The 11277-nt window shown below is 72.7% G+C and carries 9 protein-coding genes and 2 pseudogenes; 5 read left to right on the top strand and 6 right to left on the bottom strand.

Going from position 1 to position 11277, the window contains the following annotated elements; genetic code table 11:
- The 3 genes and pseudogenes from K8U61_RS10880 to K8U61_RS10870 form a co-directional block, all read right to left on the bottom strand.
- Positions 1–326: pseudogene (locus K8U61_RS10880) on the bottom strand (IS30 family transposase); the annotation flags it as partial.
- A gap of 70 nt (positions 327–396) precedes the next feature.
- Positions 397–1110 (bottom strand): aspartate/glutamate racemase family protein, encoded by a 714-nt coding sequence (locus K8U61_RS10875; protein ID WP_224123031.1) that lies wholly within the window; start codon positions 1108–1110, stop codon positions 397–399.
- A complete protein-coding gene (locus tag K8U61_RS10870) occupies positions 1107–3842 on the bottom strand; it encodes a hypothetical protein (RefSeq protein WP_224123030.1) in 2736 nt (911 codons plus the stop codon). The genes K8U61_RS10875 and K8U61_RS10870 overlap by 4 nt, the downstream gene beginning before the upstream one ends.
- 77 nt (positions 3843–3919) lie before the next feature.
- On the opposite strand from K8U61_RS10870, the gene serA reads away from it, so the two are divergent.
- From serA to K8U61_RS10850, 4 genes are all read left to right on the top strand, one after another.
- Positions 3920–5119 carry a phosphoglycerate dehydrogenase gene (serA, locus tag K8U61_RS10865; RefSeq protein WP_224123029.1) on the top strand — a complete coding sequence of 400 codons (1200 nt, stop codon included), beginning with the start codon at positions 3920–3922 and terminating at the stop codon, positions 5117–5119.
- A gap of 4 nt (positions 5120–5123) precedes the next feature.
- Positions 5124–5969, top strand: a complete 846-nt coding sequence (locus K8U61_RS10860; protein WP_224123028.1) for an oxygenase MpaB family protein — start codon at positions 5124–5126, stop codon at positions 5967–5969.
- A 175-nt stretch (positions 5970–6144) separates the two neighbouring features.
- Positions 6145–7404 carry a carboxypeptidase-like regulatory domain-containing protein gene (locus K8U61_RS10855; protein ID WP_224123027.1) on the top strand — a complete coding sequence of 420 codons (1260 nt, stop codon included), beginning with the start codon at positions 6145–6147 and terminating at the stop codon, positions 7402–7404.
- A gap of 110 nt (positions 7405–7514) precedes the next feature.
- Entirely contained in the window at positions 7515–9050 is a 1536-nt protein-coding gene (locus K8U61_RS10850; RefSeq protein WP_224123026.1) for a carboxypeptidase-like regulatory domain-containing protein, read from the top strand.
- A gap of 17 nt (positions 9051–9067) precedes the next feature.
- Here the strand turns inward: K8U61_RS10850 and K8U61_RS10845 are convergent, their stop codons facing one another.
- On the bottom strand, positions 9068–9442 hold the full coding sequence (locus K8U61_RS10845) for a nuclear transport factor 2 family protein (protein WP_224123025.1): 375 nt from the start codon (positions 9440–9442) through the stop codon (positions 9068–9070).
- A gap of 80 nt (positions 9443–9522) precedes the next feature.
- On the opposite strand from K8U61_RS10845, the gene K8U61_RS10840 reads away from it, so the two are divergent.
- The gene (locus K8U61_RS10840; protein WP_224123024.1) at positions 9523–10131 is read left to right on the top strand and encodes an HD domain-containing protein; all 609 of its coding nucleotides are present in this window, start codon (positions 9523–9525) and stop codon (positions 10129–10131) included.
- A 167-nt stretch (positions 10132–10298) separates the two neighbouring features.
- On the opposite strand, the pseudogene K8U61_RS10835 reads toward K8U61_RS10840, so the two are convergent.
- Together K8U61_RS10835 and K8U61_RS10830 are read right to left on the bottom strand one after the other, a co-directional pair.
- Positions 10299–10514: pseudogene (locus K8U61_RS10835) on the bottom strand (DUF4031 domain-containing protein); the annotation flags it as partial.
- Positions 10511–11221 (bottom strand): copper homeostasis protein CutC, encoded by a 711-nt coding sequence (locus K8U61_RS10830; protein WP_224123023.1) that lies wholly within the window; start codon positions 11219–11221, stop codon positions 10511–10513. The pseudogene K8U61_RS10835 and the gene K8U61_RS10830, both read right to left, overlap by 4 nt.
- Positions 11222–11277: the final 56 nt, after the last annotated feature.

The raw sequence follows: 11277 nt of genomic DNA, 5'->3' as shown, positions 1-11277 counted from the left end.
AGCTCACCGATCTGCGCCAGCGTGATCTTCTCGCCCGCAGCACGTCGGCGTAGACAGGCCGCGATCACCGCCCGGTCCTCACCGGTCAACGCTCGGCGCTGGGCTGGAGCGCCCCTGGACGAAACACCCTCGACCACCGGCACGACACCGAGACCACCTACCTTCGAGCGAGCCAACTCCAACGTCACCGGAGCAGACTGGCGCCACCAATCCCATGCCGACTGCTTCGCCACGCCAGCCTCGGCAGCCGCGGCCGAAACCGACCAGCCCTCCACCACCCGGTCAAAGAACGCGAGCCGCACCTCGTACCGAACTCCACGAACCACCTCACAACACCTCCACCACTCGGTGTTGCTTCGACCACCTGATTCCGCCGGCGATTTCGCGACCCCTACGTCAGGTACGACGGATCTCCCGCAGCGCGGCGGCGACCGCGAGGGGCGGGCTGACCAGGACCGGTACGGCGAGGTCGGCGAGGAGGTCGACCGCGCCGGCCATGCTGGCCTGGGCGAGCACGACCACGTCGACGGTCGGCGTCAGGGTGCGGGCGGCGTCGGCGATCGCGCCGAGGTACGCCGCGGTGTCCCCCGCCTCGAAGAGCGCCCATGCCGACGGGACGCAGACCTCGCTCACCGCGGCGGCGACGCCGGCCCGCGCGGCCTCGTCGGCGAGGAGCTCGCGGGTCGGCACGAGCGTCGACTCGACGGCCGCCACGACGCCAATGCGGTGACGCCGCCGCGAAGCGGCACCGGCCGAAGGCCGGTCGCGTCCGCCGCACCATCCAGGACCGCGGGACCCGAGCGCCACCGCACGCGCGGCCATCGGCCGATCGACGCGCAGCACCGGCACCGGGAGGTCGACGGTCTCCGCCAGTGGCCCGAGGGTCGAGCAGGTGCAGACGACGAGGTCCGCCCCGGCGTCGACGAGCTCGACGAGGGCGGCCCGCAGGCCCGCCTCCACCGCCGGCGTCAGGCCGTCGCGGCGGGCCCGCTCGAGCAGGTCCGGCTCGACGACGTGCGCGACGACGGCCGCGTCGCCGACGAGGTCGTCGAAGGTCGCGACGTGCACCTCGGCCGTGTGCAGGAAGCCGAGAGCGCTCCCCCGGGTCACCCCTTCGCGTCGACCACCCGGACGGTCCGGGTGATCTTCTTGCCCTGGATGTTGAGGCGCAGGGTGAGGGACTCCGGGCCCTCGGCCCGGTCGTCGACGCGGGTCGGGATCCTGACCGTCAGCTCGCGGCCACGGCGCGGGATCGAGTCCCAGGTGGACGGGTTGTACTGCCACAGCGGCTTGTCCTTCTTCACCTGGCCGAGGTGGTTGCGCACCCACTGCTTGCCGACGTCGCTGACCCGGACGTTCGTGCCCGGACCGCGCACGACCCGGCCGATCACCGACATGTCGTAGTCGACCCAGGCACCGAGCCGGACCCGCCAGACCGCGTCCTCGCCCTCGGTCACCCGCCTCGCCGGCGTGGTGACCGTGATCGAGGGCCGCGGGTCGTCGTCGCGGACGGTGAGGCGGCCGAGGTACTGGTCCGTCATCACGTTGCGGGTCGCCCAGGCGACGACCTGGGTGATCTGCCGGCGGTAGTCGTCGCGGGTGTCGGAGCGGTAGGACACCGGGATCGAGCCGCTGGTCTGGCCGGGCGCGAGGTCGACGGTGAAGCGCTGCTCGGAGTTGACCTCCTGCCCGGAGGTGACCACCACGATCCGCGCCGGCCGGTCGAGGTCGCCGACGACCTCGAAGGGGAGCGCGCCCTGCTGGAGGCCGTGGTCGTCGCCCTCGTCGATGGTCGTCGTCGAGATGTCCACGGTGGGCAGCCGGCGCGCGGGGACCGGGGCGAGCGCGGTCGGCGCCGACGCGACGTCGAGCACCCACACCCGCCCGGCCGCGCTGCGGCTGACGAGGTCGACCCGAACGACGTCGCCCAGGTCGACACCGGTGGCGGTCGACGGGTCGACGACCAGCGCCTGGGCCCAGTACTTCCGGGTCCACGCCGTCTGGCCGAGCGCCGGCAGACCGCCGCCGCCCTCGGGGGTCAGCACGGCACTGTCGCCGGCGCCGTCGGTGATCCGGACGTCGAGGTCGACGTCGTCGTACCTCGGGTCGACGATCGTCCGCAGCTCGAGCCGGCCGGAGCTCAGGTCGAGCGGCCGGTCGAGCACCAGCCCGCCGGACTGCCCGGTGGCCGTCCAGGACATCTCGAGCTCGTCGCGGGTCGGCGGCAGCTGTCCCCACGAGCTGGGCCAGTGCGGCTCGGCCATCGACGAGGCGGTGCGGGTCGAGCAGGAGGCGATGAGGTGCTGCTGCTGGTCGCCGGTGCAGAAGCGCGTCTGGGCGCCGGAGGCGAGGGACAGGCCCGTGTCGATGCCCGGGCGGCGCTCGTCGCGGCCGCCGCCGATCGCGTGGCTCAGCGTCTGGGCGTCACCCTGCGAGGCGACGCGGGCGCGCGAGCCGTCGAACATCGGCAGCAGGTCCTGATCGTCGTCGGCGAAGAGGTGCACCGCACCCGCGACGTACGCGAGGCCGACGTCCTGCTGCTCGGTGGGGCTGAGCCGATCGGGGTTCTTGGCACCGCACTCGGCGTCGGAGCCGTCGTACCAGTCGTCGTTGGCCGGCGCCTGGGCGATCCCGGGAGTCCACTCGGTGTTGAAGAAGTTGTGGTTGGCGCCCATCACCAGCACCGAGCTCTTGAACGACGTGTCGTCGGCGGCGAGGTCGCGGTTGTTGTCGGTGAACTGCTGGCCCTGGAGGTCGCTCACGTCGCCGTCGCAGAAGGGCAGCAGCGTGACCGTCGGGACGTACGGCGCGGTCTGCGCGGCGAAGTCGGTCGGCGCGATGAGCACCTGGCCGACGATCGTGTACGGCGCGCTGAGCGGGATCTCGAGCGAGGCCCGGTCGACGCCCTCGCCGCCGCGGCTGTGCCCGACCAGCACCACGCGGCTCAGGTCGACCTGGTGGGCCGCGGCGAGGTCGGCCCAGTGGTCGAGGTGCGCCTCGACGATCTGCGCGCGGGCGTCCGCGCCACCGTCGTCGAGCCGCCAGTCCTGGGCGTTGATGCCGTTGACCCGGACCGACACGGTCGCGTAGCCCTGCGACGCCAGCACCTGCTGGATGTAGTCGTAGCCGAGCTGGCTCGGGATCTCGGCGTACGGCGCCTTGCACGGCCAGTCGTCGCCGCCCCAGTCGTCGGGGTCGCGGGGGTCGTAGCAGACGCTGTGGCGACCGTGCAGGAAGAGCACGAGCGGGCGGGGTCCGGTCGCGGCGTCGGCCGCCGGCTCGACCACGTGGCCGACCATCTCGATCGGCTCGGGCATGCCCGCGACCTGCACCGGGTCGAGGGTGTAGTCGCTGGTGACGACGTCGTAGGGACCGGGCGTGCCCGGGTCGTCGGCGAGGGTCCGGGTGCCGGGCAGGTCGAGCGCCTTCGCCGGCGAGCCGCCGGTCCGGCGCCGGCTGTCGCTGGGCTCGTCGAGCCGCACGCCGGAGAGCAGCACGTCGAGGTCGGCCGGGTCGGGCCGGTGCTTCGAGGTCGTCACGACCCGCACGGTCCGCCCGTCGGGCTCGATCGTCGGCGTCGAGGTGACCGCGTCGGCGTCCAGACCCACGATCGTGGGCCGGTCCGAGGTCATCGGGAAGCGCGTCGGCGACGTCCAGGTCACGACGTACTGGTCACCGCCCGCCGACTGCACCCGCCAGGTGCCGTGGGCTCCCGCGACGGCGGCGGTCGGTGCCGGCGCGTGCTCGGGCGCCGCGAGCACGACCCCCGTCGTCAGCGACGTCGCGGCGAGCGACAGCAGTGCTGCGGCGGCGAACCACCCCGACGTACGACGAGCTCCCATGCCGAGCATCATGCACTGCCGTCCACCCAGCGACCGTGATTCGGCCGAGGACGCGTGCCGACCTAGGCTGGACCACCGTGAAGGCGCTGCTGCTCGAGAACATCCACCCGGTCGCCGTCGAGGTCCTCGAGGCCCGCGGCTTCGAGGTCGAGCTGCGCACGAGCTCCCTCTCCGAGGAGGAGCTGCTCGAGGCACTGCCGGGTGTCTCGCTGCTCGGCATCCGCTCCAACACCCACATCACCGAGAAGGTGCTCGACGGGGCGCCCGACCTGCTCGCGGTCGGCTGCTTCTGCATCGGCACCAACCAGGTCGACCTGGTCGCGGCGGCCGAGCGCGGGATCGCCGTCTTCAACGCCCCCTACTCCAACACGCGCAGCGTCGTGGAGCTCGTGATCGGCGAGATCATCGTGCTGGCCCGCCGACTCCAGGAGAAGACCGAGCGGATGCACGCCGGCGTCTGGGACAAGTCGGCCAAGGGCAGCCACGAGGTGCGCGGCCGGACGCTCGGCATCGTCGGCTACGGCAACATCGGGACCCAGCTCTCCAACCTCGCCGAGTCGATGGGCCTGCGGGTCGTCTTCTTCGACACCGCCGACCGGCTCGCCCACGGCAACGCGCGCCGGATGCGCAGCCTCGACGACCTGCTCGCCGAGGCCGACGTGGTGAGCATCCACGTCGACGGCCGGCCCGGCAACGCGGGCATGTTCGGCGCCGAGCAGTTCGCGAAGATGAAGCCGCGCAGCCTCTTCATCAACGCCTCGCGCGGCATGGTCGTCGACGACGAGGCGCTGCGGGAGAACATCCTCTCCGGCCACATCGCCGGCGCCGCGCTCGACGTCTTCCCGGTCGAGCCGAAGGCGCAGGGCGACGCGTTCGAGTCGGTGCTCCGCGGCCTCGACAACGTGATCCTCACCCCGCACGTCGGCGGCTCCACGCAGGAGGCCCAGGAGGAGATCGGCTACTTCGTCGCCGGCAAGCTCGGCGGCTTCGCGCTCGAGGGCCGCACCGAGCTGTCGGTCAACCTGCCCGCCGTGCTCGCACCCCAGCTCCAGGCCGGCCACCGGATCGGCTTCCTGCACGTCAACGTGCCGGGCGTCCTGGCTGGCGTCAACGGCGTCCTCGCCGACGCCGGAGCCAACGTCACCGGGCAGTACCTCTCGACCCGCGCGGAGCAGGGGTACGTCGTCACCGACACCCTCGACCCGCTGCCCGACGACGCGCTGGCCAAGCTGGCCGAGTCCGAGCACACGGTGTGGCTGCGCACCTGGGACGCGTAGGGCCATGATCCTGGACGCGCGGGAGCGGCTCGGTCGCGAGCTCTTCCTGCGCGTGGCCGGCCCCGACGGGGCTCGGCACGCCGAGCGCATCCACGGCCGCCCCGGACCGCGCTGGTTCGAGGCGGGCAGCCCGATCGCGCGGGTGCACGGCGACGCGTCGATGTTCGTCGGCGGGATCCGGGCGCTGCTGCTGCAGACGCTGCACCCGGCGGCCATGCGCGGCGTCGCCGAGCACTCCGGCTACCGCGGCGACATGTGGGGCCGGCTGGCGCGCACCAGCCGCTTCCTCGCGGTCACCACCTTCGGGCACGAGGACGACGCCCAGCAGGCCGTCGACGCGGTCCGCGCGATCCACGAGCGGGTGGTCGGCACACTGCCCGACGGCACTCCGTACGCCGCCTCCGACCCGCACCTCCTCGCGTGGGTGCACGCCGCCGAGATCGACAGCTTCCTGCTGGCGCACACCGTCTACGGCGCGGAGCCGCTGACCGGCGCGGACCGCGACACCTACGTCGCCCAGACCGCCGAGATCGCCCGCCGGCTGGGGGTCGTCGACCCGCCGACCACCGAGGCCGAGCTGGCACAGGTGCTGGCGTCGTACCGACCCGAGCTGCGCGGCACGCCCGAGGCGCGCGAGGCGGTCGCCTACGTCATCCTGCGGCCGCCGCTGCCCGTCCTCGCGCGGGCGCCGTACGCCGCCCTGGTCGCCGCCGCGGTCGGCCTGATGCCGCGCTGGACGCGGCGTCCCCTGCGGCTGCCGTGGCTGCCGGTCTCCGAGCGCACCGTCGTGCGCGCGCTCGGAGGTCTGACAACAACGACGATCCGGTGGGCGATGCGACCGAGGTCCTGACGCCCGGTCCAGCGCCGTAGCGAGCGGGCCTCCGCGCCGATCTGGCAAGGCGGAGGAGGGAGCCGTGGCGGAGCCACGGCGACTGACGACAACGCAGTCCAGATCGGATGCGGAAGTCCGCGCAGCAGGCGCGGGATCGGGTGTCGCGGCCTAAAGTGGACGCATGACTCGGGGGATGAGAGGGCGTTCTGTTGCGGCGCTCGCGGCGCTGGTGGCGCTGCTCGGCGCGTTGCTGACGGTGGGTGTGGCGATACCAGCGGACGCCGCGAAGGCAGCCGGCTACGCCTTCGGCACCATCCGCTTCCCCCACCACGACAGCCCGAAGGTCAAGGTCCTCTGGTTCACCCAGGACTGGAGCTACCTCGGCACCGCCAACGCCGCCGGCGGCAGCTACTCGATCAACCTCGACCCGGGCACCTACCACCTCCAGTTCGTGGACCAGCGGGCGTCGTACGTCACCGCCAAGTACGCCCCCACCGACGTCAAGGTGACCGTCCACGACGGGTCCGGCACCCGCAAGAACGTCACGATGACGCGCGGCGCCTTCATCACCGGCACCGTGAAGGCCCACGGCCGGCCGGCCGGCAAGGCGAAGGTCGTGGCGGCCAACACCGGCGAGCAGTCCTTCAGCACCACCGCGAACAAGAAGGGCCAGTTCGCGATCGGCGGGCTGCCCGCGAGCGGCTACTCGGTCTTCAGCTACGACCACCGGCACGCCTGGGTCGACAAGAGCACCTGGGCCGGCAACCTCGGCCCCGGTCAGTCGAACAACCTCGCCATCAACCTGCGCACGAAGGCCGGCAACCTGCGCGTCTACCTCTACACCTCGGCGGACGGCTCGAAGAACCGCGTCGCCGGCCACCCGGTCGTGACCGCGGTCAGCAAGAAGACCGGGCAGTTCTGGAGCGTGAAGAGCACGGGCGGCAGCGCCGTCTTCCAGGGCCTCTACCCCGGCCGCTACAAGCTGGTCGCCAACGGCTTCGGCAACTGGTTCGCCAAGACCGCCGCGGTCCAGGGCGGCAAGGTGAAGCCCGGACGTACCGCCTTCGGGACCTTCACCTACACCAAGCGCGGCGGATGGGTCACCGGCAACATCATCGACGGCACCTCGGGGACCCGACTCCAGAAGCCCTTCTCCTCGTCGACCGGCGCCAAGATCGACCTCTACTCCACGGAGGGCGCGCTCATCGGCACCGGCTACTCCGACGACGACGGCGACTTCAAGGTCGAGGGCCAGCTCTCCACCCAGTCCGGGGTGACGCTCGTGGTCACCCCGCCCGCCGACAGCGGCGGCTACATGATCGGCGACGGCTACTGCCAGTACGACGGCACGCAGGTCGCGGACCTCTCGATCACGATCGGCCAGGAGAGCGACGCCGGAGCGGTCGAGGTGCCCCGTCACCCGGGCCAGGAGAACCCCGACTGCACGAGCTGAGCCGAACTTGAGCGAACCCTCGCACGATCTTGAGGGAGACCCAAGGTGGGCTTTTTACGCTGGACGGGTCGCCGAGAGCCCGGTGGCACCTCATCCCACCTGGAGCCCGCATGTCCCGCACCGTTTCTCGCGCCGGTGTCCTCGCTGTCGTCGTCGGCCTGGTCGCCGCGCTGGTCGTCCTGCTGCCGACCGCGCCCGCCGAGGCCGCCTCGAAGGGCCGGGTCCGCGGCTACATCGCGACCGCCGGCAGCGACCACCCGCCGCTCAAGGTCTCCTGGTTCACCTCCGACTGGCAGTACCTCGGCTCCCGCTCGGTCTCCCGCAGCGGCGGCTACGGGCTGGCGCTCAAGCCCGGCACCTACCGGCTCCAGTTCTCCGACAAGCGCCCGTCGTACGACGTGACCAAGCTGGCGTCCGCTGACACCACGGTCACCGTCCGCGCCGGCTCCACGACCGTCCGCAACGTGCGGATGACCCGCGGCGCGGCCATCACCGGCACCGTCAGGGCCGGCGGCCAGGCCGGCCGGCACGCGACCGTGATCGCCGCCAGCGCCGACCGTCGCTCCTTCTCGACCGTCGCCAACGACAAGGGCCAGTTCGCGATCGGCGGCCTGCCCGCCGGCAGCTACTCGGTCTTCACCTACGACCACGGCAAGAAGTACGTCGGCAAGAGCGTCTACGTGCGGAAGCTGAAGCCCGGCCACCCGCAGAACCTCGGCATCCACCTCACGAAGAAGGCCGGCAGCCTCATCGTCGACCTCTACGCCGGCCGCGAGGCGATCGACAAGACCCTCGTCGTGACCGCGATCAGCAAGCAGACCGGGCAGTTCTGGACGGTCAAGGCCAAGCACGGCACCGTCGTCCTGCACGGCGTCTACCCCGGCCGCTACCAGCTGATCGTGCCCGGGTACGGCGACTTCCTGGCCCGCACCGGCAACGTCGCACGCGGCGTGGTCCGCGCCGGCCGTCCGGCGTTCGGCAGCTTCCGGCTGACCCAGCGCGGCGGCGCGTTCACCGGCCGGCTGCTCACCGGCGACGACGACGAGCCGGTCGGCAAGGCGACGGTCCGGATCTACGACACGGCCGGCGCGATCGTCGCCGAGACCACCACGGCCAACGACGGCACCTTCCGCGTCGGCGGCCGCCTCGGCACCATGAAGACCGCCTCGCTGGTGGCCTTCGCCGGCTCCGAGATGGACTACTACGACGTGCTGCGCGTCCGCGGCCTGTCGATCAAGGTCAACCAGACCAAGGACCTCGGCGACCTCGTGCTGCCGGCCAAGCCGTCCGCGACGGTTGTCGGCGAGGTCGTCGACGCCTCCAACACCGCGATCTCCTTCGCCCACGCCACCGTCCAGCTCACCAACGCCAAGGGCACCGTGATCGGGTCCACCACGAGCGCCACGGACGGCTCCTTCACGATCGACAAGCACCTGCTCTCGCAGAGCGGCGTCTCCGTCGTCGTCACCCCGGCCGGCAACAACGTCACGCTCGACGGCACGACCTACAGCTGCCAGTACGTCGCCAGCACCCACGGCGGGATCGTCCTCGAGGCCGGGGCGACCCGCGACCTCGGTCTGGTCGGCGTGGCCCGCAAGACCGGCGGCACCTGCAACGCGCCGCTGGGCGACGGGGTGGTCCGCTGATCGCCGGCCGGCGACCGTCAGCCGACCACCATGTCGGTGTCGGCCCAGTAGGCCCGCATGCTGGTGACGACCCCGTCGTCGTCGAAGGTCATCACGTCGATCGGCGAGAGCGTGTAGGTCTTCTCGCCGGCCTTGGTGACGATCTCGAAGTGGAAGGCCGCCTGGCCGCCGCCGATGCGGGCGGTGATCAGCCGGGTCTCCTGGTCGAGACCCTCCAGGGTCGCGTAGAACTCGCGGATCGCGGCGTGGCCGGTGCGCACGTCGCTGCCGATCGGGTCCTCGACGGTGGCGTCCTCGGCGTACAGCGCGACGATCTCGTCGGCGGTGCCGGTGCCGACCAGCGCGACGTACCGCTCGACGACCTCACGGATGCGCTCCGGACTGGCGCTCATCGGACCCTCCTGGCAGTAGAACGTGTTCTCAGCTGGCCCACCGTAGCGCGCGGTCGGCCCGGGCGTCTTGAATGGGCGCCGTGGACCTCCTGATGGCCTGGCCGCTGCCCGGCGCCCGGGCCCTCGGCGCCCAGCTCGTCGCGTCGTACGACCACCCCGAGCGGCGCTACCACGACGGACGGCACCTCGCGGAGGTGCTCGAGCGGATCCACGAGCTCGCCGCGGACGGCGAGGAGTTCGACCGGCTGCCGGTGGTGCTGGCCGCCTGGTTCCACGACAGCGTCTACGACGGGCAGCCGGACGCCGAGCGGCGCTCCGCCGCGTGGGCGGCCGAGGCGCTGCCGACCCTCGTCGAGCAGGAGGTCGTCGACGAGGTGGTCCGGCTGGTGATGGTCACCGAGCACCACCGCCCCGACGACGGCGACCGCAACGGCTGCGCGCTCTCCGACGCCGACCTGGCCATCCTCGCCGCCGCGCCGGACCGCTATGCGGAGTACGTCGCCGCCGTCCGCGAGGAGTACGCCCACATCGCCGACGCCGACTTCGCGGCCGGCCGGGCCGCGGTGCTGCGGGACCTGCTGGCCAAGCCGCACCTCTTCCAGACCGCCCGGGCCCGCTCGTCCTGGGAGGCCGCCGCCCGGGCCAACGTCGCGGCGGAGCTGGGCGGGCTGGAGGGCGCGAGGGCGTAGTCCCGCACGTTTTCGCGGTCCCCCCGGGGCCGCCCCGGCGCAAGGTGGGGGAGGACGGCCCACCCCCCCCCCCATTCCCCGCCCCCGGGCCCCCCCCCCCCCGCCCCGGGGGGGCACTCCCCCCTCGACGACTTCCGGACCCGGAGGCCGGCGGAGATCAGCCGAGCGACGAGCTCGCGGGAGGTGACGGGGACGGCGCCGGCGGCGACCACCTCGTCGTACCACTCGGCGGGCACGTCGTAGTGGTCGCGGTCGAAGCCGCGCTCGGGGATGCCGACGGAGCGGGCGAAGACGTGCAGCTCGTCGTAGGAGGCGTCGCTGGCGAGGTGGGACCACAGGCGCCCGTGGCCGGCGGCGTTGGGCGGGTCGATGAGGACGGTCATCCGACCGAGCGCACCGCCCGGTCGAGCGCGTCATCGACGAGCAGCCGCCAGGAGCGCACGAGGGCGGCGTCGACGTAGGCCTTCGCGGAGCCACCGGGCCGGCCCTGGCGCTCGAGGTGGAAGGAGCGGACGCCGGCGCGGACGAGCCACGGGACCTGCTCGGCGACCAGTCCGCCCTCGGCGACGAGCAGACCGCCGATGCGGGGGTCGGAGCCGGCGAGCGCGAGCAGGTCGTCGAAGCCGGACTCGAGGCCGCGCGGCGAGCCGGCCGACCGGACCCCGGCCAGGCCGGGCAGGTCGATCAGGCGGCGCCACGACCGGCGCGGGTCGAGGGTGTCGTCGACGGCGCGCCCGAAGGTCCACGGGACGTCGGGGAGCAGGTCGGCGAGGTAGACGCAGAGCTCCGTGTCGACCTCGAGGTCGGCGTCGAGGAAGCCGAAGGTGAAGCCGTCGGTACCCGACCCGACGTAGTCCTCACCGAGCCCGGCGAGCCGGGTGAGCTCGCCGCCGGTGGTGCTCCAGGTGTCGTTGAGGCGCAGCACCACGTGGACCGGGACGTCGGCCTCGCGGCAGACCGCGGACACGAGTGCGGGCTCGGGCGACATGCCGGCCTGGGTGGCCAGGAGCAGGCGGTCGGCACCGCCCTCCTGCGCACCCGCCACGTCGCGCGGGTCGCAGACGGCCACCTCGAGGAGCGCCACGCCCATGAGGGCATCGTAGGCAGCCGGAGCCGCCGTACGCCGGAGGCGCGACTTGAACGAGG

Origin of the sequence: Nocardioides mangrovi (assembly GCF_020073815.1) — a bacterium.
Taxonomy (GTDB): Bacteria; Actinomycetota; Actinomycetes; order Propionibacteriales; family Nocardioidaceae; genus Nocardioides; species Nocardioides mangrovi.
The sequence above is the reverse complement of the archived record's forward strand: the minus strand, read 5'-3'. Positions and strand labels throughout refer to the sequence as shown.